Annotated in this window: 19 protein-coding genes; 10 read left to right on the plus strand and 9 right to left on the minus strand. The window is 63.4% G+C overall.

Annotated elements, in window-relative coordinates:
* The first annotated feature begins 58 nt into the window (after window positions 1-58).
* A complete protein-coding gene (locus tag ABDW57_RS22005; protein WP_343732287.1) occupies window positions 59-904 on the plus strand; it encodes a LysR family transcriptional regulator in 846 nt (281 codons plus the stop codon).
* Here the strand turns inward: ABDW57_RS22005 and ABDW57_RS22010 are convergent.
* From ABDW57_RS22010 to ABDW57_RS22025, 4 genes are all read right to left on the minus strand, one after another.
* Window positions 901-1,428, minus strand: a complete 528-nt coding sequence (locus ABDW57_RS22010) for a hypothetical protein (protein WP_343732288.1) — start codon at window positions 1,426-1,428, stop codon at window positions 901-903. The genes ABDW57_RS22005 and ABDW57_RS22010 overlap by 4 nt on opposite strands.
* Entirely contained in the window at window positions 1,425-1,880 is a 456-nt protein-coding gene (locus ABDW57_RS22015; protein WP_343732289.1) for a (2Fe-2S)-binding protein, read from the minus strand. The genes ABDW57_RS22010 and ABDW57_RS22015 overlap by 4 nt, the downstream gene beginning before the upstream one ends.
* A 12-nt stretch (window positions 1,881-1,892) precedes the next feature.
* Window positions 1,893-4,022 (minus strand): molybdopterin cofactor-binding domain-containing protein, encoded by a 2,130-nt coding sequence (locus ABDW57_RS22020; protein WP_343732290.1) that lies wholly within the window; start codon window positions 4,020-4,022, stop codon window positions 1,893-1,895.
* A 76-nt stretch (window positions 4,023-4,098) separates the two neighbouring features.
* Window positions 4,099-4,791 (minus strand): alpha/beta hydrolase family protein, encoded by a 693-nt coding sequence (locus ABDW57_RS22025; RefSeq protein ID WP_343732291.1) that lies wholly within the window; start codon window positions 4,789-4,791, stop codon window positions 4,099-4,101.
* 117 nt (window positions 4,792-4,908) lie between these two features.
* Between ABDW57_RS22025 and ABDW57_RS22030 the strand changes: the two genes are divergently transcribed.
* Genes ABDW57_RS22030 through ABDW57_RS22040 form a run of 3 tightly spaced genes read left to right on the plus strand, consistent with a single transcriptional unit; the run spans window position 4,909 to window position 9,658 of the window.
* Entirely contained in the window at window positions 4,909-7,734 is a 2,826-nt protein-coding gene (locus ABDW57_RS22030) for a winged helix-turn-helix domain-containing protein (protein WP_343732292.1), read from the plus strand.
* Window positions 7,709-8,989 carry an MFS transporter gene (locus tag ABDW57_RS22035; protein WP_343732293.1) on the plus strand — a complete coding sequence of 427 codons (1,281 nt, stop codon included), beginning with the start codon at window positions 7,709-7,711 and terminating at the stop codon, window positions 8,987-8,989. The genes ABDW57_RS22030 and ABDW57_RS22035 overlap by 26 nt, the downstream gene beginning before the upstream one ends.
* Window positions 8,990-9,040: 51 nt before the next feature.
* Window positions 9,041-9,658, plus strand: a complete 618-nt coding sequence (locus ABDW57_RS22040; protein ID WP_343732294.1) for a response regulator transcription factor — start codon at window positions 9,041-9,043, stop codon at window positions 9,656-9,658.
* Window positions 9,659-9,691: 33 nt separating this feature from the next.
* On the opposite strand, the gene ABDW57_RS22045 is transcribed toward ABDW57_RS22040, so the two are convergent.
* The gene (locus ABDW57_RS22045) at window positions 9,692-10,411 is read right to left on the minus strand and encodes a hypothetical protein (protein ID WP_343732295.1); all 720 of its coding nucleotides are present in this window, start codon (window positions 10,409-10,411) and stop codon (window positions 9,692-9,694) included.
* Window positions 10,412-10,539: 128 nt separating this feature from the next.
* Here ABDW57_RS22045 and ABDW57_RS22050 point away from each other — a divergent pair, with 128 nt between their 5' ends.
* Window positions 10,540-11,493: a GlxA family transcriptional regulator gene (locus ABDW57_RS22050; RefSeq protein ID WP_343732296.1), complete on the plus strand. Its 954-nt coding sequence runs from the start codon at window positions 10,540-10,542 to the stop codon at window positions 11,491-11,493.
* Here ABDW57_RS22050 and ABDW57_RS22055 read toward each other — a convergent pair.
* The gene (locus ABDW57_RS22055) at window positions 11,490-11,978 is read right to left on the minus strand and encodes a hypothetical protein (protein ID WP_343732297.1); all 489 of its coding nucleotides are present in this window, start codon (window positions 11,976-11,978) and stop codon (window positions 11,490-11,492) included. The genes ABDW57_RS22050 and ABDW57_RS22055 overlap by 4 nt on opposite strands.
* A gap of 285 nt (window positions 11,979-12,263) precedes the next feature.
* Here ABDW57_RS22055 and mutS point away from each other — a divergent pair, with 285 nt between their 5' ends.
* Window positions 12,264-14,942 carry a DNA mismatch repair protein MutS gene (gene mutS, locus ABDW57_RS22060; protein WP_343732298.1) on the plus strand — a complete coding sequence of 893 codons (2,679 nt, stop codon included), beginning with the start codon at window positions 12,264-12,266 and terminating at the stop codon, window positions 14,940-14,942.
* On the plus strand, window positions 14,939-15,946 hold the full coding sequence (locus ABDW57_RS22065) for a hypothetical protein (RefSeq protein ID WP_343732299.1): 1,008 nt from the start codon (window positions 14,939-14,941) through the stop codon (window positions 15,944-15,946). The genes mutS and ABDW57_RS22065 overlap by 4 nt, the downstream gene beginning before the upstream one ends.
* Before the next feature lie 6 nt (window positions 15,947-15,952).
* Here ABDW57_RS22065 and ABDW57_RS22070 read toward each other — a convergent pair whose 3' ends face one another.
* Complete coding sequence (locus ABDW57_RS22070; RefSeq protein ID WP_176647662.1) at window positions 15,953-16,498, minus strand: peptidylprolyl isomerase; 546 nt, start codon at window positions 16,496-16,498, stop codon at window positions 15,953-15,955.
* Between the two features lie 82 nt (window positions 16,499-16,580).
* Between ABDW57_RS22070 and ABDW57_RS22075 the strand changes: the two genes are divergently transcribed.
* From ABDW57_RS22075 to ABDW57_RS22085, 3 genes are all read left to right on the plus strand, one after another.
* Window positions 16,581-17,702, plus strand: a complete 1,122-nt coding sequence (locus ABDW57_RS22075; RefSeq protein ID WP_343732300.1) for a cupin domain-containing protein — start codon at window positions 16,581-16,583, stop codon at window positions 17,700-17,702.
* Between the two features lie 16 nt (window positions 17,703-17,718).
* On the plus strand, window positions 17,719-18,195 hold the full coding sequence (locus ABDW57_RS22080) for a hypothetical protein (RefSeq protein ID WP_343732301.1): 477 nt from the start codon (window positions 17,719-17,721) through the stop codon (window positions 18,193-18,195).
* Between the two features lie 295 nt (window positions 18,196-18,490).
* Window positions 18,491-18,736, plus strand: a complete 246-nt coding sequence (locus tag ABDW57_RS22085) for a hypothetical protein (protein ID WP_229224248.1) — start codon at window positions 18,491-18,493, stop codon at window positions 18,734-18,736.
* A 231-nt stretch (window positions 18,737-18,967) separates the two neighbouring features.
* Here ABDW57_RS22085 and bamC read toward each other — a convergent pair whose 3' ends face one another.
* Both bamC and dapA read right to left on the minus strand, forming a co-directional pair.
* Window positions 18,968-20,167 (minus strand): outer membrane protein assembly factor BamC, encoded by a 1,200-nt coding sequence (gene bamC / locus ABDW57_RS22090; protein WP_343732302.1) that lies wholly within the window; start codon window positions 20,165-20,167, stop codon window positions 18,968-18,970.
* Between the two features lie 79 nt (window positions 20,168-20,246).
* A complete protein-coding gene (dapA, locus tag ABDW57_RS22095) occupies window positions 20,247-21,122 on the minus strand; it encodes a 4-hydroxy-tetrahydrodipicolinate synthase (RefSeq protein ID WP_343732303.1) in 876 nt (291 codons plus the stop codon).
* Between the last annotated feature and the right edge of the window lie 70 nt (window positions 21,123-21,192).

A 21,192-nucleotide genomic window follows, 5' to 3' on the forward strand; every position in this document is an offset into this window, starting at 1 on the left:
AACCGGTTGAACACCTCCACAAATGAGTTACACTTATGCAAAAATGCATAGGCAAGACATGACCACCAACTGGGACGACCTGAAGATATTCCTGGCCATCGCGCGTCACGGCTCGTTGAGCGGCGCAGCGCGCATGCTCGGCCAATCGCAATCCACCATGGGGCGGCGCATCCGCGTATTGGAAGAAGAACTGGGCCAGACGCTGTTCCAGCGTACCGATGACGGCTTCCTGTTGACCCACGAAGGAGAGGCGGTATTCGAGCATGTACAGCAGATGGCGCACGAGGCGGACGCGGTGCTGCGCAAGCTGTCCGGCCAGCAGCAACTGGAGGGCTTGCTGCGCGTCTCCACCACCGAGTGGTTCGGGGCGCACGTGCTGGCGCCGGTGTTCGCTGACTTCAGCGGCAGGCATCCGGCCATGACCATCGAGCTGATTACTGAAACACGGCTGGTCAGCCTGGCGCGGCGCGAGGCGGACCTTGTCTTCCGCTTCCGCCAGTTCGACGAAGCGGATGTCGTCCAGCGCAAGGCCATGCACGCGGAATTCGGCGTCTACGCTTCCGGCGCCTATCTGCGCCAGGCCGACGACAACCATCATCGCCTGATCATCATGGACACCGCGTACGGCGAACTGGCGGACGTCACCTGGCTGCGACGCCGCCTGCCCAAGGCGCAAGCCGCGCTGCGCGCCAACAGCCGCGACGTGCAGGCCGCGCTGTGCCGCAACGGCGCTGGGCTGGCGGTGCTGCCGCGTGTCATAGGCGATGGCATACGCGGCCTGCGCCTGGTCGATCTGGGCGAGCCGCCGCCGGGACGCGACGTCTGGGCCGGTTATCACAAGGACCTGAAACGCTCGCCGCGGCTGCGTGCCGTACTGGACGCCACCCTGGCCGCGTTGTCTTAATCCGGACAGGGCATGCCGGCAGCCGCCCACTGCTCCAGCACGCGAACGAATTCCTCGTGCGACATCGGCGGCGTGGTGCGGTTATTCCCCGGATTCCAGGCCCACAGCACCAGCGGATCGGTCTTCATATGCTCGATGACCTGCTCGCCGGTCTGGCGATTGCCGTTGCGCCTGGGATCGCGCATCTGCTGACAAACGGCTTTCTTGTCCAGCCCTTGCCAGCGCATGCTGAGCGGCGCCAGATGCCAGTTCGGCGCCCCCGGCACCTTGCCTTGCGCGGTATTGGCCGTCTGGTGGCAGGCGGCGCAATGCAGCGCCGCCGAGCCATGGCCATCCTTGCCGCGCACCACCTGCTGCGCGTGTATCACCGCGAAGTCCTTCTGGCGCGGCGCTTCGGCCTGATGGCAGTTGACGCAGCGCGGCGTCATCACCACGCTGGCGACCGGGTCGAACAACTTGCCATCGCCTTCGGCGTGAGCCAGGCCCGCCAGCGCGAGGCACAGCGGGAGCAGGCGGCGCATCATGCCTGCCCCGCAGCTTTGTGAATCGCCGCGCGGATGCGCGGATAGGTGCCGCAGCGGCAGATATTGCCGGACATGGCCTGGTCGATATCCTGGTCGGTCGGCTTGGGTATCGCGCGCAGCAGCGCGGTCGCCGCCATGATCTGGCCGGACTGGCAGTAGCCGCATTGCGGCACGTCGATTTCGGCCCATGCCGCCTGCACGCGCTTGCCAACCGGGGTGGCGCCGATCGCTTCAATGGTGGTGATCTGCTTGCCGACCGCGGATGACAGCGGCATCACGCAGGCGCGCGTTGGCTGGCCGTCGATATGGACGGTGCAGGCGCCGCACAGCGCCATGCCGCAACCGAATTTGGTGCCGGACATGTGGAGTTCATCGCGCAGCACCCACAGCAGCGGGGTATCGGCTTCCGCCTCCACTTTCACGGACTTGCCATTGATATTCAGATTCATCATGTTTTACTCCTGTCAGCTTGCTTGCAAGGCCGTGGCGATCGGCAGTTTTCGGATACGTTTGCCAGTAGCGGCATACACGGCGTTGGCCAGCGCCGGCATCAATGCCGACGTTCCCGGTTCGCCCATGCCGCCCGGCGCTTCATTGCTGGTGACGATGTGGGTCTCGATGGCCGGCGTTTCATGCATGCGCAGCACGCGGTAATCGTGGAAGTTGCTTTGCTCGACACGGCCGTTCCTGAACGTGATGTCGCCATACAGCGCGCCGGAAATGCCGAAGATGACGGCGCTTTCCACCTGCGCCTTCACGGTGTCCGGATTGACCACCACGCCACAATCGACCGCGCACACCACACGCCTGACGCGCACCTCGCCATCCACCAGTTGCGCATCGACCACCATCGCCATATAGGTGCCGAAAGCGAATTGCACCGACAGGCCGCGTCCCACATCGCCATTGCGCTGGCCGTTCCAGCCGGCCTTTTGCGCCGCCAGTTTCAGCACGTTGGCGGCGCGCGGATTCTGCTGCATCAGCGCCAGCCGGTATTGCAGCGGATCGGCGCTGGCGGCGGCTGCCAGTTCGTCGATAAAGCTCTCCACCACAAACACATTGTGGGTCGGGCCGACACCGCGCCAGAACGCGGTCGGGATATGCGGCGGCTCGTGGCGCGTATAGTCAACGCGGATGGCCCTGAAAGCGTATGGCGGCGCTTCCGCGCCATCGAGCGTCTCCGGATCGAAGCCGTTGTTGAAGGCGGGTGGCAGGAAGCGCCCCAGTACCGAGGAGCCGGTGAGATGATGGAACCATGCCACCGGCATGCCCTGCTCATCGAGCCCGGCGCGCACGCGGTCGTAGAAGTAGGGACGGAACATATCGTGCTGGATATCTTCCTCGCGGCTCCAGATCACCTTGACCGGATGCCTGACCTCGCGCGCGATGCGCACCGCCATTTCGACGCCGTCGATCTCCAGGCGCCGGCCAAAGCCGCCACCGAGCAGGAAGTTATGCACGGTGACCTTCTCTTCCGGCAGGCCGGTGACTTTCGCCGCAACCGAGCGGGCGCGCGTGATGACCTGCGTGCCGGTCCAGACGTCGCAACGGTCCGGCTGCACGTGCACGGTGCAGTTCATCGGCTCCATGGCGGCGTGGGCCAGGAACGGCAGCTCGTAAGTCGCTTCCAGCACGCGGCTGGCCTTGGCCAGCGCCTGCTCAGGCGCGCCATCGCTACGCACCCTGGCCGCACCTTCTTTGGCCGCGCGTGCCATGTCGGCCACAATGTCGGCCGTGGACAGCTGGGCGTTCGGGCCGTCGTCCCAGCGCAGCTCCAGCAGCGACAAGCCTTTCTGCGCCGCGCCATAATTGTCCGCCACCACGGCAGCGCAGTTATCGAGGCGTACCACCTGCCGCACGCCCTTCACTTTCAGCGCGGCCGCTTCGTTCAAGCCCAGCAGCCTGCCGCCGTAGGCCGGCGTGATGGCCAGCGCGGCCACCTTCATGCCAGGCAGTTGCACGTCGATGCCATACTGCGCCGAACCATTCAGCTTGCCGGGCGTGTCGAGGCGATGCTGGGCCTTGCCGATCAGGCGAAAGTCTTGCGGCTGCTTCAGCACGATCGCTTCCGCCGCCGGCAGCGGCAGTGCGGCGGCGGCCTGCGCCAATGCGCCGTAGCGCCGCCTGCGGCCGCTGGCGGCGTGCATCACTACGCCGTGTTCGGCGCGGCAGCTGGACGGATCAACCTTCCACTGCTGCGCTGCCGCCTGCACCAGCAGCATGCGCGCGGCGGCGCCGGCCTGGCGCATCGGCATCCATGCGGCGCGGATGGTGGTCGAGCCACCGGTGACCTGGAAGCCCAACGCCGGATTGATGTAAGCCTTGTCGTCCGCTGGCGCGTGATCAAGCACCACATCTTTCAGGTCAACTTCCAGCTCCTCGGCAATCAGCATCGGTATCGAGGTATAGGTGCCCTGGCCCATCTCGATGTAGGGCATGACCAGATGCACCTTGCCGTCAGCGGCGATGCGCACCACCGCGTTAGCCTGCCATGCGGCGCCATCGCGCGCGCGGGCGCTGGGAATCGCCACCTGCAGCAGCAGGCCGCCGCCTGCCGCCGCCATGGCTTTGAGGAATAACCGACGATCTGTCATGCAATCTCCTTGCGAAAAGTGTAGAAAAAATTATAGGCACTGTCTAAAAAAGGCCACAGACAAAGAAGTGGGTAAATCAGGACATCGTGCGCGCCCGCGCGGCCTGCTCAATCAGGCCTGCCACCAAAGTGGGAGATGCTTCCTGCACCAAATGACTGGCCGCCGTTTCAATCACCACTGCGCCGGCGCGACGGGCCATGTTGCGCTGCGCGTCGGGCGCTATCATCCTGTCCCCGGTGGCGACCAGATACCAGCTTGGCCTTGCCCGCCACGCCGGCCTCACCACCGCTGCGCTGAACGCGTCGACGCCAAACGGCCGTTGGGCACAGGCCAGGAACTGGGCGCGCTGCGGGTCCAGATCATCCGCCATCGCGTCCGCGAACTTTGCGCACTCCAGGCGCAGCATGCCTTTGAACGGCGCCAGCATTGGCGGGACCGGTGCGCCTGGCGGCGGGTGGGCGATCAGCGTTTGCACCGACTCCTCACTGTCCGGAACGAAGGCGGCGATGTACACCAGAGCCGCCACCTTTTCATGATTGCCCGCCTCGGTGATGACCACACCGCCATAGCCGTGCCCCACCAGCGTCACCGGTCCATCCTGCATCTCAATCACGGCCCTGACCGCGGCAACGTCGGCCGCCAGCGAGGTCGCAGGATGCTGCGCCACCTGCACCTTGTAACCCCTGGTTTTGAGTACCCGGTAGACCGGTTCCCAGCAGCTTCCGTCAACAAAGGCGCCGTGAACCAGCACCACATTATTGGTCCGCATGTTCCTGCCTTATCCAGTATTTGCGAGGCAGTTTGGGCGATTGGGACTGCACGCACAACCACCCATATAGGGTAAAATCGGCCGCTGATGCTCTGTTAGGATGGTGTGAATAAAAATATGAATTTCGAGTGGCGCGCGCAATTTGGTCCATTTACGCTCTCCCCGGCCGAACGCCTGCTCGAACAGGACGGCATGCCCGTGCGGCTGGGCGGACGTGCGCTCGACGTGCTGATTGCGCTGGTGGCGTCGGCCGGTGAAGTAGTCGGCAAACGCGAGCTGCTGGCCAGAGTCTGGCCGAATATGGTGGTGGAAGAAGGCAGCCTGCGTTTCCACATCGTCGCCATCCGCAAGGCGCTGGGCGACAGCAGCGGTAGCAACCGCTACATCGTCAACGTCGCAAACAAAGGTTACAGCTTTGTCGCGCCAGTGATGCGCACCATGCCAGGTGCACCGCCCGCCGTCGCCAAGGCTGAAGCGGCCGTGCGCTTGCCGGCGCTGTCCACCCTGGTGCTCGGGCGCGACGAAGAAATCGGCGCGCTTGCACATGCGCTGACGCGCTACCGATTAGTGTCGGTGGTCGGCTCCGGCGGCATCGGCAAGACCACGGTTGCCATTGCGGCCATGCACATGGCAGCCAGACAGTCCGGCGGCGATGTCCACTTCGTCGACTTCTCCTACATCACCGAACCCGCGCTGGTGCACGCCACCGTGGCTGGCGCCATCGGCATGGCGCATTGCGCCGATGATCAGCGCGCGCTGGAAGCCCACCTGGCCGGACGCGCATCGCTGATCGTGCTCGATTGTTGCGAACACCTGATCGACGAAGTGGCCAGGCTGGTCGAGAGCATTCTGCGCAACTGCCCGGAGATCCGCTTTCTCGTCACCAGCCGCGAAGTGCTGCGGGTGGTCGGCGAATACGTCTATCGCCTGCAGCCACTGGCCTTCCCCGCCGATGGCGATGGACTGACTGGGCAGCAGGCACTGGCCTACCCGGCGGTGCAGCTGTTCGTTGAAAGGGCGGCAGCCGGCGGCATGGATTTCATCCTGTCCAATGAAGACGCGCCGCTGGTCTCGCGCCTGTGCCGCGATCTGGAAGGCATCGCGCTGGCGATCGAGCTGGCCGCCAGCCGCATCGAAGCCCTGGGTCTGCGCGCGATTACCCAGCACTTCGACGCCGGCGCCACGCTGTCCTGGCCCGGCCAGCGCACGGCCAACGCACGCCATCAGACCCTGCGCGCCACGCTGGACTGGAGCTTCAAGCTGCTGCCGGCCGAGGAAAGCCTGCTGCTGCGCCGCCTGTCCGTCTTTGCCGGCACGTTTTCATTGGATGCGGCCATCGCCGTCTGCTGCCCGGACCAGCACCAGTTTGTGGCCATCGAGTTGCTGGCCAGCCTGGTGTCAAAATCGTTGGTGGCAGTGGACGCGGGTGGCGCCACGCTGCGCTATCGCATGCTGGACACCACCAAATCCTATTGCCGCAAGCTGCTGCGGGAGTCCGATGAACTGGCCGCTGTGACGCAACGCTATGCGGATTTCTTCAATCAGTGGATAGTGCAGTTCTCCCAGCAGTCCGGCACCGCCGACCTGATCGCGCTGGACCTGCCCAATCTGCGCGCCGCGCTGGACTGGTATTTGCTCGACGATGCCCAGGTCACCAAGGCCATCGGGCTGGCGGCCGTGGCCTGCCCTCTGCTGCTTCAGCACTCGCAACTGGTGGAGTGCGCGCGCTGGGCGCAGGCAGCGCTATCGCGCCTGCCGCAAGCGCAGACCGGCTCCCAGCTGGAGATGCGTCTGCAGCGCGCGCTGGGTCAGTCGCTGATGTTCCTCGGCAGCGGCCGCAGCGGCCGCGCCGCCACAGCCTACCGCCGTGCCATCGCGCTGGCGGAAGAACTGGGCGACCTGCCGGAAATGCTGCACCTGCTGAGCGGCTATCTGGTGCTGCTGCATCGGGAAGGCCGGTACACCGAGGCGCTGGCGACCGCGCACAGGGCGCAATCGCTGCTGACGGTGCTGGACGATCCGCAATCGCGCTTCGTCGTCGACTCACTGATGGGGGTATGCCTGCACCTGGTGGGGAAAATCGACGACTCGGTGCGGCACTGGGAAAACTGCTTCAGCTACACGACCAAGGCGCCGCATGTGCTGGACTCGAAGTCCGGCTTTGAATATCATATCCGCGCACTGTGCGGCATGAGCCGGACGTTGTGGCTCACCGGCCGCTATGCGCAAGCATATGCGCTGGCCGAGGAAACCATCCTCAAGGCCAAACATCACGGCCACGCGGTGACCTATTGCCTGGCGCTGATCTGGGCCGGGTCGGTGTACAGCTTTGCCGAGGATGTCGCGCGCATCACCACCGTCGCCGGCGAACTGGAACGCGTGGGCAAGCTGCACTCGCTGGAGCCTTACCGCAAGGCCGCCGACATCCTGTACGGCCAGACCATGATCATCCGCGGCCAACAGGCAGCCGGCGGCGAGCGCATACGCGATGCGCTGGCCGCCCTGCATGAATACGGCTACGAGATGATCACCAGCGTGGCACTCATCCTGATGGCAAAAGGCTTGTCCGACCTGTCGCTGCACGCAGCCGCCCTGTCCACCTGCGATGAAGCGGAAGCCGCCATCCAGCGCGGCGGCGACCTGCTGCGCATGCCGGAATTCCTGACCACGCGCGGCAAATGCCTCGCCAGGATGGGGCGGTCCGACCAGGCCGAGCAAAGCCTGCTGTCCGCGATTACCCTGGCCGCCACGCAAGGCGCATGGTCGGAGCAGTTGCGCGCCAGCGTGGCACTGGCCGAACTGCGCATTGCGCAAGACCGCGCGGATGCGGTGGTGCCGCTGCTGTCGCCGCTACTGAGCGCGGCGGCAAATCAACAATCGCCCGACCTTGCGCGCGCCCGGGCGTTCATTGAGCAGTATGCGGAAATTGAGCAGCCGTCCTGACAAAGCCATCGTCCTGGGCGTCGTCGTCTGCAACGGACTGGAATTCTTCGACTTCGTGGTCTACGCGTTTTTTGCGCAGACCATCGGCAAGGTGTTCTTCCCTGCGGCCGATCCCAACATGGCCTTGCTGTTGTCGGTCGGCGTGTTTGGCGTTGGTTTCATTGCCCGTCCTGTCGGCAGCCTGCTGATCGGCCGCTATGCCGACCGCGCCGGCCGCCGCCCTGCGCTGCTGCTCAGCGCCATCCTGATGACGCTGGGGACGGCGGGCGTGGTGCTGACGCCCGGCTACGCCACAATTGGCGTCTGCGCACCGCTCCTCATCACCCTGTTCCGGCTGGTGCAGGGCTTTGCGCTGGGCGGCGAAACCGGCCCCTCCACCGCCTTCCTGCTGGAAGGGGCGCCGGAACATCGGCGGGCCTCCTACGTTGCCCTGCAAATGGGCAGCCAGGGCATCGCCTCGGCACTGGCTGGCGCGCTCGGGCTGGCGTTAGCGCTGTCGCTGAGCCCCGCGCAAATGCTGGACTGGGGTTGGCGCGTGCCGTTCGCCGTCGGCACCGTGCTGATTCCGATCGCGCTGGTGTTGCGCTTCAAAATGCCGGAAACCCTGGCGCCACCGGCCGCAGTGCAAGCGTCCTCCAGGGCGCTGCCGTGGCGCAGCCGCCCGGTGCTGCTCGGGATATTGGTGATTGCCGGCGGTACGGTGTCCACCTATATCGGCAGCTACATGAGCACTTACGGCACGGCAGTGCTGCATTTGCCGCCAGCGGATGGCCTGCAGGCCGCCATCACCATCGGCCTGACCACGCTGGCCGGCGCCCTCATCGGCGGCCATCTGGCGGACCGCTACGGCCGCTGGCCGCTGATGTTCTGGCCGCGGCTGCTCACTGCCGTGATCTGCATTCCGGCATTTGACTGGCTGGTGACGCATCCGGATGCCCAGACCTTGCTGGTCATGTCGGCCACGCTGGCCTTCCTGACCGCGGTGACGGCCGGCGCCGTGCTGACCACGATCTGCGAGCTGTTCCCGGCGGCACGCCGGGCGTCAGCACTGGCGCTGATTTATTCGGTCGGCGTATCGCTGTTTGGGGGCACAGTGCAATTCCTGGTGACGTGGCTGATCGCTGTCACCGGCAATCCGATGGCGCCGGCATGGTGCATCGCTGCCACCAGTTGCGCGGCGGTGTTAGCCACACTGCTGCTGCCGGAGACCAGAAACAGTCCTCACAACGTACAACAAGAGCTAACTCGACTCTGAGCGGCTAACTGGCGATGATATTAAGCAGTTATCATCAGCCGGATAGTAGAAATGAACTGGAATGAAATCAAGCCGCTGCATGTCGCCGTGCGCATCAGGGAGCCGCTGCTGCACGCGGGCGCTTGCGCGGCCCTGCAAAGCGACAGCAGGATAATCGTAGTGGACAGCGAGGGGCGCACGCCACCGCAAGTAGAGGTGCTGGTGATCGATGGATCGGCAGTGGCGGAGCCGCGCGACGCTTATCCAGGCGCGCGGGTGGTGGCGGTGGTGAGCAGCGCGCGCAAGCACGCCATTCAATGCGCCTTCAACCACGGCATCCATGGCATCATTCTGAGCAGCTCCAGCGTCGAGGAATTCGTTGCCGGCATCCGCAGTGTGGCCCGCGGCCGCACCTATCTGTGTCAGACGCTCGCCTTCCAGATCGCCAACCTCAGCGGCAGCAACGTCCTCACCACGCGCGAGGACGATGTGCTGCAACTGCTGTCGCGAGGCCTGTGCAACAAATCGATCGGACGCCGGCTCGACATCGCCACCGAGACCGTGAAATTCCACGTCAAATCCATCATGGTCAAACTGAATGCCAGCAGCCGCACGGAAGCGGCCAGCATTGCGATTTCGGGCGGCATGACCGAACATTTTGCGCTATCGCTGCCGAAGCGGAACAACTAGTGCTGCTGATGCTCCTCCCCGTTGCCGTGATTATCAGGCCAGTTGGATATCGCTGACATCAATCGACACCACCAGCGGCTCCGGCTGGTGGCCGCCGTCCGCATCACGCACGTACACCCTGTGCCGGGCCGGAAGCGTGATGCCTTGCACAGTGACGTGGCCGGACAGGTAATGCACGGCCGGCGCGCCGCCGCTGATTTCCACTTCATAGTCATGGCGGCGCAGCAGGCCGTCGGCGGAGAAGTAAAAAGTCTGGACGCGGCTGTGCGTGGCGATATGCTCAGGGAACGTCACCTGCAGGCGGCGCCAGGTCTGGCCATCTTCCTGCCAGGCCGGTAGTTCTGTGATGCTGAAGCCTGGCGTGGCCAGGGTGAATGGCACGGTAAAGTAATTCCAGATCGCGTAGCCGACGAAGTACGCCAGTTGCGTATCGCTCCATGGCGTATCGAGCTGGTGGCCGGCAAAGCTGACGCGCGGCGCGGTGAGTTCCTCCAGCAGAGTGTCGTCCGCAGTTTCGATAGCCGCGCGCTGCGGCGTTACGGCAGTGCGGCGCTGCGGTCCGCCAAACGGGCTATGCGAAGTCCATGGCTGATGCAGCTGGATCCTGATATCCACTTCGTCCAGCATCCCGGTCTTGCCCTTCAGCGGCCACAGGACACCGCCTTGCTTCAGATGTGCGGACAGGGTGTGGAACGACTTCCAGCGCGCCATGCCGCCATGCGCCTCAAGGATCTGGTTTAACAGGTTGTTCATGATGCTCCTTTATCATTGCGTGCGTTTCGCACAAGCTGTACAAAATGGCCACTATCATCGCCGCTGACACACACATTTCCAACGCCATTTATAATGAGGTTTTCAGACATGAACGTGGGACGCAGGCGATGCATCGGATCGGGTATTTGTTGAAAGAGGGCTTTCAGGTCATGGCGCTCGGGACACAAACCGTCTTTGAATTCGCCAACGTGGTCGCGCGTGAGCAGTTCTACCAGGTCAGCAACTACTCTCTTGAGGGGGGCGACATCTGCACATCGCAGGGGGTGACGGTGAAGACGTTGGCGGTGGGTGATGGCTCGGAATCCGACTCGTGGATGATCAGCGGCGTCGTCGATCCCACCTTGCGCCCTACGCCTGCAAACGAACTGGCATTCATCAAGCGCGCTGCGCGCCATTCGCGCCGCACGGTGGGGCTGTGCACCGGGACGTTTTCGCTGGGCGAAGCGGGCCTGCTCGATGGCCGCCGCGCCACCACGCACTGGGCATATATCGAAACGCTCAAGCAGCGCTGCCCCACGGCGCGCATCGAGGTGGACCACATCTTCACCATTGATGGTCCGATCTGGACTTCGGCCGGCCTGACCGCCGCGATGGATCTGGCGCTCGGCATGGTGGAGCGCGACCTGGGCCCGCAAGTCGCCACCGCCACCGCGCGCGTGCTGGTGATGGACAATCGCCGTACTGGCGGCCAATCGCAGCAATCCGAATTATTGAAACTGGCACCGAAGTCAGACCGGGTCCAGATCGCGCTGGAATACGCGCGTAAGAATCTGTCGCAGCCGATACGGGTTGATGACCTGGCGCGTGCTGCCAGCCTGAGTCCACGTCAGTTCGGGCGCATCTTCCAGTCAGAGACGGGGCAATCGCCGGCGAAAGCGATCGAGCAGCTGCGCCTGGAAGTGGCGCGCAACATGATCGAGCGCGGCATCCACCCGCTGGAAGTCATCGCCCGCGAAACCGGCTTCCGTGACCGCAGCCACCTGCGCGAAGTCTTCGTGCGCGAATGCGGCGTCACCCCGCAATCACTGCGCCGCGAAGCGCGCAACTCCGCGCCAGACTAATATTTCGTCTTTGCGCCGGGGATGGAATTCAACACATCCGCTTTGGTAAATCGTCCATCCAGCCACGTTGCTGAGTCCGCAGCAGCATCAGCGATGACATCGGCGGCCAGGCTGGGGCGGCCATCCAGCACGAGACACCTGGCGCGCGCAATCCGGGCGGCATCCAGATAAAAACCGTCATGTGCTGTTTCAGATTTTTCGATACATAAGCCGAATGCACCTTCAGCCTGAGCGTAGTGCCCCAGCCGGTACGCGATATAGCCTTGCTCGAACAAATAAGGTGGATGATCCGGCAAAATCCTGAGTGCTTCAGCGACTGCATGGCTTGCCTTAACTAAGTCATCCCGCATTTCGTGAACATGCGCCAACTTGCCCCACGCCGCATCGGCTTCCGGCGCTTCAGCCACCCACTGCTCAGCAAGCGCCAACGCATGCGCGAGATCCTCCCTGTCAACGGCCCGGCTAATTTCAAGCTCATGGTTCATTTTGCCTTCCTCGCGACTGGATTACCGCCACATCTTTGGCTAACCTGCCCCCGCATGCATTGGTCCATTGTAGCTCCGTGCAGCGCTGTTTGTCGGTCGGGCGACGCGAACCAGGCCGCGCACCGCTGACGGGCAATTGCCCACTCTCGCTCACATCTGGTCATGATATCGAACCTTTTCCACGTTTTCGTCAGCACATTGCCGAAATTGGTAGAATGACGGGTTACGCGCGGGGGCTTTTTGTGCCGCCGCAAAACCAGACTTATCGCATCGCCTATAGAACCAATGACCACCGTCCCGAACGAAATCAACGCCGCAGCCGTCAAGAACAGCCCGACCGAAAAGCTCACGCCGATGATGCAGCAATACATGAGCATCAAGAACCAGCACCCGGACATGCTGGTCTTCTACCGCATGGGCGATTTCTATGAGCTGTTCTTCGAGGACGCGGAAAAGGCCGCACGCCTGCTCGGCATTACGCTGACCGCGCGCGGCTCGTCGGGCGGTCAGCCGATCAAGATGTGCGGCGTGCCGTTCCACTCGCTGGAAGGTTATCTGGCCAAGCTGGTGAAGATCGGCGAATCCTGCGCCATCTGCGAGCAGATTGGCGATCCCGCCACCAGCAAGGGGCCGGTCGAGCGCAAGGTGATGCGCGTGGTGACGCCAGGCACGCTGACCGATGCCGATCTGCTGCCGGAAAAATCGGAACGCCCGCTGCTGGCTCTGTGCGTGATCAGCCAGCGCAAGGTCGCCACCGCCGGCCTGGCGTGGCTGTCGCTGGCCAGCGGCGCGCTGCGCCTGATGGAGTTCTCGGGCGATGCGCACACGGTCAATTCGCGCATCCAGCAGGAGCTGGAGCGCATCTCGCCGGCCGAGATCCTGCGCGGCGATAACGGCGAGCTGTTCGAGGAATACACCGCCTGCCACGTCAACCACGTGCCGGAGTGGCACTTCGATGTGGTCAGCGGCCACAAGGCGCTGCTGGATCAACTGGCCGTTTCCACGCTGACCGGCTTTGGCGCCGATGGTCTGGGCGCGGCCTTCGGCGCGGCCGGTGCGCTGCTGCGCTACGCACAGTCCACGCAAGGCCGCGGCCTGCAGCACGTGCGCACGCTCACCACCGAAACCGAAAATGAATTCATCGGCCTCGATGCCGCCACCCGCCGCAATCTGGAACTGACCGAAACCATCCGTGGCCAGGAGTCGCCAACGCTGTTCTCGCTGCTGGACCACTGCCGCACCGCCATGGGTTCGCGCCTGCTGCGCCACTGGCTGCACCATGCGCGCCGCGATCAGCGCGTGGCCCGTTCGCGCCACGAAGCCATCGCCGCATTGGCGCAGGCCGATGCCACCGGGTCGCTGTCGCACACGCTGGCACAGGTGCCGGACATTGAACGCATCACCACCCGCATCGCCCTGCTGTCGGCGCGTCCACGCGACCTGGCCAGCCTGCGCGATGGCTTGACCCAGCTGCCTGCCCTGCGTCACGGCATGCAGCGCACGCTGACCGATCCCGATGGCCTGCTGGCCGGCATCCACGCCGACCTGGCCACGCCGGAAGCCTGCCTCGATCTGCTGCAACGCGCAGTGATGCCGGAACCGGCGGTGATGGTGCGCGACGGCGGGGTGATCGCGCGCGGCTTCGATGCGGAACTGGACGAGCTGCGCGGCCTGTCGGAAAACGCCGGCCAGTATCTGGTGGATCTGGAGACGCGCGAGCGCGCCCGCACCGGCATCGCCAATCTGCGCGTCGAGTACAACAAGGTGCACGGCTTCTACATCGAAGTCACCAACGGCCAGGCCGACAAGGTGCCGGACGACTACCGCCGCCGCCAGACGCTGAAGAACTGCGAGCGTTACATCACGCCCGAACTGAAGGCGTTTGAAGACAAGGCCCTGTCGGCGCAGGACCGCGCACTGGCGCGCGAGAAGATGCTGTACGATCAGCTGCTGGGCGACCTGGCGCCGTTCATCGGCACGCTGCAATCGATCGCCAAGGCGCTGGCGCAGCTGGACACGCTGACCGCCCTCACCGACCACGCGCTGCGCAACAACTGGTGCGCACCGCAGCTGGTGGATGCGCCATGCATCAATATCAAGGAAGGCCGCCACCCGGTGGTGGAAAACCAGATCGAACGCTTCATCGCCAACGATTGCCGCTTTGTCGATGAACGCCGCCTGCTGCTGATTACCGGTCCTAACATGGGCGGTAAATCGACCTTCATGCGCCAGGTGGCGCTGATTACGTTGCTGGCCTACATGGGCAGCTACGTGCCGGCGCAAAGCGCGGTGATCGGCCCGATCGACCGCATCTTCACCCGTATCGGCGCCACCGACGACCTGGCCGGCGGCCGCTCGACCTTCATGGTGGAGATGACCGAAGCCGCCGCCATCCTGAACGGCGCCACCGAACACTCGCTGGTGCTGATGGATGAAATCGGCCGCGGCACCTCGACCTTCGACGGCCTGGCGCTGGCCTGGGCGATCGCGCGCCATCTGATCGAGACCAGCCGCAGCTTCTCGCTGTTCGCCACCCACTACTTTGAATTGACGCAGCTGCCGGAGAGCCATCCGAGCGCCAGCAATGTGCACCTGTCGGCAGTGGAGCACAAGGACACCATCGTATTCCTGCACGCGGTGCAGGAAGGCCCGGCATCGCAAAGCTACGGCCTGCAGGTGGCGCAGCTGGCGGGCGTGCCGCAGCCGGTGATCAAGGCCGCGCGCAAGCACCTGGCGCGCCTGGAAGCGCAGGCGCTGGACGCCACGCCACAGCTGGATTTGTTCGCCGCGCCATCGGTCGACGCCAATGACGAGGAAATCGCGGCGCCGTCGCCAACCGCCAGCCCGGCCATGCGCGAGCTGCTGGACGCGCTTGACGATCTCGATCCGGATGCGCTGACCCCGCGCGAAGCACTGGACCGCCTGTATCAGCTGAAGCGCCTGACGGAGGCGGCGCAGGCATGATGCGCGCCGCGCGCCATCCACTGCTGGGCGCCGCCATGGCGTTGGCGGCGGCGATGGCCTTGGCGCAGGCCACGCCGGCGGCACACGCCGCGCAGACCGGCACGGCGCGCGCCAGCAGCGCGGCACCAGCAGCGCGCGGCTTTCAGTTCGCCGTCATCGGCCACCCGCTGCAGCATGGCCGCGATGAAGCGGCACTCAGGCGCGCGATCGCGGAAGCGTCGCAAGCCGATCCCGCCTTCGTGGTCGCCACCGGCATCAAGGCCGCCAACGAACCATGCAGCGACAAGCTGTACTCCCAGCGCCACGCGCTGCTCAATGAATCCGCCCAGCCGATGATCGTCTCGCTGGCCGGCAGCGACTGGACCGCCTGCCTCAATTCGGCCGGCCGCTCCAATGCCATCGAGCGCCTGAACCGCTTGCGTGAGCTGTTTTACGTCGATGGCGAATCGCTTGGCACGCGCCATCTGACGGTCACGCGGCTGTCGTTCACCGCCAAGTTCCGCAGCTACGCCGAGAACGCGCATTGGGAGTACGGCAAGGTGCTGTTCGCCACCATCAACCTCCCCGCCAACAACAACCACTTCCGCGCCGAGGCGGGCCGCAACAGCGAATATGAAGACCGTCTGGTCGCCAACCGCGCCTGGCTGCATCGCCTGTTCACGCTGGCGGCACGGCAGAAGATGCACGGCCTGGTGCTGTTCTCGGACGGCGATCCGCGTGTGACGGCGGAGGAAGGCTTCTCGCTGCTGTCCAGCTTCCAGACCAGGCAGGATGGCTTTGCGGAAGTGCGCAAGCAGATCCGCGGCATGGCGGAAAAATACAAGGGCAAGGTGCTGCTGATCGACGCGCAGCGCGGAACCAACGCAGTGGGAGAACCGGCCATTCAGTGGCGCGGCAATGTGGGACATCTGAACCTGAGCGCTGACTGGGCCGAAGTTCAGGTTGCGCCAGGCGCCGCCACCCTGTTCAGCATCCAGGGCGGCAGCGCCGAAGCGCCGCAATAAAACGGCTTAGTGGATCGGGTGGATGGCGACGTGATCGCCCTCTTCGCCTTCATCATCTTCGTCATCGTGGTGATGACCGTGGGCGCCGTGCACGTGGCCGTGGGCGATCTCCTCATCGGTGGCTTCGCGCACATCCACCACGTTCAGCGAGAAACGCAGGGCCATGCCGGCCAGCGGGTGATTGCCGTCCAGGACCACTTTATCGTCCGCGATGTCGGTCACGGTGAAGATCATGGCTTCTTCCTCGCCGCCTTCACCGTCCGGCATGCCTTCGAACTGCATGCCGACTTCCAGTGGTTCCGGCAGACGCTTGCGGTCTTCTACCTTGACCAGCGAAGCGTCGTAGTCGCCAAATGCGTCTTCCGGCTCGATCTGGATGATCGACGAGTAGCCCACGTCTTTGCCATCCAGTTCTTCTTCAATTTTTGGCAGGGTGTTCTCGTAGCCACCGTGCAGGTAGACCATGGGTTGACGGCCGTCTTCGATCAGATTGTCCTGGGCATCGGACAGCTTGTAATTCACAGTCACGACCGTGTTCTTGGCAATCTTCATGTTGTGCATCCTTTCAATAATTAGCCCTGGATTATACCTTGGATCGCAGACAGGCCTTGCCGCGGACTGGTTATAATGGCGTATGAAAAAATTACCTCTGCTGGGCGACATCGCGCCCGCGCAATTCCTGCGCGACTACTGGCATAAAAAGCCGCTCCTGATCCGCAACGCCATTCCTGGCTTCAAGCCGCTGCTGAGCTTTGACGCGCTGGCCAGGCTGGCCTCGACCAATCACGCCGAATCGCGCCTGGTCACCGGCTTCGACGGCGACTGGGCCATGCAGCACGGCCCGCTGGAGAGCCTGCCGCCACGCGACAAGAAGGAATGGACCATGCTGGTTCAGGGCGTCAACCTGTTCGACGCCAAGGCCGACGCGCTGCTGCGCCAGTTCCGCTTCATCCCGGACGCCCGCCTTGACGACCTGATGGTCAGCTTTGCCACCGATGGCGGCGGTGTCGGTCCGCACTTCGATTCCTACGACGTGTTCCTGCTGCAGGCGCAGGGCCAGCGCCGCTGGCAGATCAGCGCGCAGAAAGACCTGACGCTGATCGAAGGCCTGCCGCTGAAGATACTGGCCGACTTCCAGCCGGAAGAAGAGTTCGTGCTCAATCCGGGCGACATGCTGTACCTGCCGCCGCACTATGCGCACGACGGCGTGGCGATTGGCGACTGCCAGACCTACTCGATCGGTTTCCGTTCGCCGTCCTACCAGGAACTGGGCGAGAACTTCCTGCAGTTCATGGCCGACTCGATCGACCTGCCGGGCCGCTACGCCGATCCGGACCTGGAGCCGACCAGCAAGCCGGCCGAGATTCCGCGCCAGATGCTGGCCGCCCTGACCGCGGAACTGAACAAGGTACGCTTCACCGAGGAAGACATCACCATCTTCTTTGGCGAATACATGTCCGAGCCCAAGCACAATGTCTTCTTCACCGGCCCGGCCAAGCCGCTCACCGTAGGCAAGTTTGGCGAAGCGGTCATGAAGAAGGGCCTGGCGCTGTCGGCCAAGACGCAAATGCTGTACCGTGGCAAGCATGTCTTCATCAACGGTGAATCGTTTGGCGTCGGCAAGGCGGACAAGGCCACGCTGGAGCTGCTGGCCAACAACCGCCGCCTGGAAGGCGAGCAGTTTGCGGCCGCCTCGGACGACGTGCTGGAAGCGCTGTACACCTGGTATCAGGACGGCTGGGTCGAGCTCGGCTAATTAATCCGGAGGCAATATGGACAGACAGGTCATCCCCTTCACCACGCGGGCGGAGTTTCAGCAGCACCTGTCCACTTGCCTGTCCCGCGCTGAGCAGACGCTGCAGATGTTCGATCCCGATTACGCCATCTGGGAGCTGGGCAGCAGCGCCACCGATGCCCAGCTGCGGCGCTTCCTGCAAGCCGGTGGCCGGCTGCAGCTGGTGGCGCACGAAGGCCGCCAGATGGAACGCGATGCACCGCGTTTCCTGCGTTTGCTGAAAGATTATGGCCATGTGATCGAAGTTCGCCGCACCAATCAGCAGTTACGCCAATTGACCGATTCCTTTTGTATTGCCGATCAGCGCGATATTGTGCGGCGCTTTCATTCCGATCATTTCCGCGGCGAAGCGGTTTTTAATGGCCCGGCCGACCTGCAAACCAGTTTGGAACGTTTTCTTACAATTTGGATAGAATCCGGGCCCGGATTGTATGCAAACTCAACTGGATTATGAGCCGCTTTTGGGTAAAATGCGCATGTTCGATGCGTACACTGGTAGTTAGCAGTACATAGCCCAAGTCGAGTCGTAAACGAAATGTTGCGATAACGCAAAATAGTTATACGTTAGGCTTGTTGAACTATTGCGATGCACTAAAAATCGCTATAATATTCGGCTAGGAAGTTTCCGTTGTCTAGTAGGCACCTTTTCAAAGGTACGAAAGCCTTCGAGGACGACCTAATGAGCGATAATTACCGGTAATTATTAATCGCAACACTGTGTTTAATTTTGAATTAACTAAGGAAAACCCATGAAAAAATCCCTGCTGATCGCCTCCCTGCTGGCTGTTGCCCTGGCTGCTTGCTCGAAAAAAGAAGAAGCTCCTGCTGCTCCAGCTCCAGTAGCTGCTCCAGAAGCTGCTGCTCCAGCTCCAGCTGCTGCTCCAGCCGCTCCAGCCGCTGACGCTGCTGCTCCAGCTGCTGCTGCTCCAGCCGCTTCGGACGCTGCTGCTGCTCCAGCCGCTTCGGCTGCTGCTGCTCCAGCTGCTTCGAAGTAATATCAGCTTGAGAAAAAAAACCGGCCTCGGCCGGTTTTTTTTCGTCTGGAGCTTTTAAATCGCCGGCGCTGACCGCAATGCGGTTCAGTTGGCGCTTGAACTGTCATTCCGGCGCACGCCGGAATCCATGGAAAGCCCGAGTTACCACAGCACAGGCGTTCCATAGGTTCCGGCCTACGCCGGAACGACAGGCTTAACTGAACAGCGTTACGGCTTGCGCCGGCTTTTTTATTACTTCAACTGCTCATGCAGCAGGGTGATGATCTTTTCGCCCACCGGACCCGTTTCGGGCTGGCCGGCATTGGTCAATACTTTCACGACGCTGGTATTGCCCTCGCTGGCTTTGACCGAAATGCGGTAACGCTGCGCTTCCTTTTCCTCTTCCGACGACGAACCCCAGCTGAACAGCTTGCTGAAGAAGCCCTTGGTTTCGGTGGCATCGTTAATATAACGCACGAAGTAAATACCCTGGGTGCGGTCACGGTCTTCCACGGTGAAGCCGGCGCGGTCCAGCGCCAGGCCCACACGGCGCCATGCGCGGTCAAAGCCCTCGTCGACCTGCACCGCGCGGTCAGCGCCGGCGCCGATCAGCGAAGCGTGCTGCGGCTGGACAATCGCGCCTTCCACTGCGGTCTTGGCCGAGGCCAGCTGCTCGCCGCCATTGCCCAGTTTGTTCATCAGGCGCGCCAGGAATTCCGCTTCCAGGCCCGGATCGTTGGCGCGTGGCGCCCACTTGGTGCCTTCCTTCTCGGCGCCCACCACCACTTCCTGCACGCCGCGGTGGCTGATGTAGATCTCGCTTGAACCGTCGGCGCGACGCTCGATGCGGGTGCGGAACTTGTCGCGCTCGCCGCTCGAATACACCGAATCAAAGACCTTGCCGATGGTGTTGCGGATGAAGTCCTGCGGAATCTTGGCGCGGTTCTCGTTCCACTCGGTTTCCATGATGCCGGCGGCAGGCAGTTCCTGCGCCAGGGTGAAGCCCGAATCTTCCCAGAACTGCTTCAGCTGCGGCCACAGCTGCTCCGGCGTCTGCTTGATCACCAGCCAGCGCTGATTGCCGTCGCGTTCGACCTTGATATCGCTCAGCGTGGTCTGCGCCACGGTGCCGGCGGCCGGCTGGCCTGGAATGATCACCGCGTTCGGCGTCAGCGCGCCGGACTGCGCAGCTTTGGCGGCGCTGTAGCCGGAAGCAGTGGCCACGCCATTGTTCGAATCCGGCAGCGAGTAGCGGTTATCTTTCTGCAGTTGCGTCAGATCCGGCGGCACGTCCAGCGTGCTGGCCTTCTTGGCCGACTTGTAATCGACCTTGTCGTTGCCGACCACCGAGCTGATCATGCCGCAGCCGCTCAGGCTGGTCACGGTGGCCACCATGGCGCCAACTACCAGCGCGCGCTGCGAGGAAATAAAAGCTGTCTTGCGAATAGTCATGTCGTTACTGTTTAAGAAGCTGAGGTGCAGCAATATATGATCCGATGCGAGTCGGGACGTGTGTTCGTTGCTACGGGTTTTACAGGACGCCGGCTTCTTGCAGCGCGGAGCGCACGGCTGCGTGACAGTCGGCCGCCAGCGGCACCAGCGGCAGGCGGATGCCGGCTGGCATCTTGCCCATTTCCGCCAACGCCCACTTGACTGGCACCGGATTCGGTTCAATGAACAGTTTCTGGTGCAGCGGGAAAACCTTGTTGTTCAGCGCGACGGCGGTGCCGATGTCGCCAGCGATGGCGGCGCGGCACATGTCGGCCATGATGCGCGGCGCCACGTTGGCGGTGACCGAGATGTTGCCGGCGCCGCCGGCCAGCATCAGGGCCATGGCGGTCGGATCGTCGCCGGAGTAGACGGCGAACGATTTCGGCGCCAGGCGCAGCAGGTCGTAGCCGCGGCCGATGTTGCCGGTCGCGTCTTTCACGCCCACGATGTTCGGGATTTGCGCCAGACGCAGAATGGTTTCGTTGCTCATGTCGGCCACGGTGCGGCCCGGCACGTTGTACAGGATCACCGGCAGGTCGACCGCTTCCGCGATGGCCTTGAAGTGCTGGTACATGCCTTCCTGGGTAGGACGGTTGTAGTAAGGAACCACTTGCAGGGTGGCGTCCGCACCGGCTTCCTTGGCGTAGCGGGTCAGCTTGATCGCCTCGGCGGTCGAGTTGGCGCCGGCGCCGGCGATGATAGGGATGCGGCCCTTGGCGTGGGCCACGGTCGCCTTGATCAGGGCGCAGTGCTCTTCCACGCTCACGGTGGCCGATTCACCCGTGGTGCCGGCGATGACGATGCTGTCCGTACCTTCGGCGATGTGCCAGTCGATCAGCTGATTCAAACCCTCAAAGTCCAGACTGCCGTCTGCGTGCATCGGGGTGACGATTGCTACGATGCTGCCCTTAATCATAGGAAACCACTGCGTAAAGTATTAAAACAACGATTGTAGTCGATAGGTTGCGCCCGTGGTGCATCCGGGG

It is taken from the genome of Duganella sp. (genome assembly GCF_039595735.1).
Lineage (GTDB): Bacteria > Pseudomonadota > Gammaproteobacteria > Burkholderiales > Burkholderiaceae_D > Rugamonas.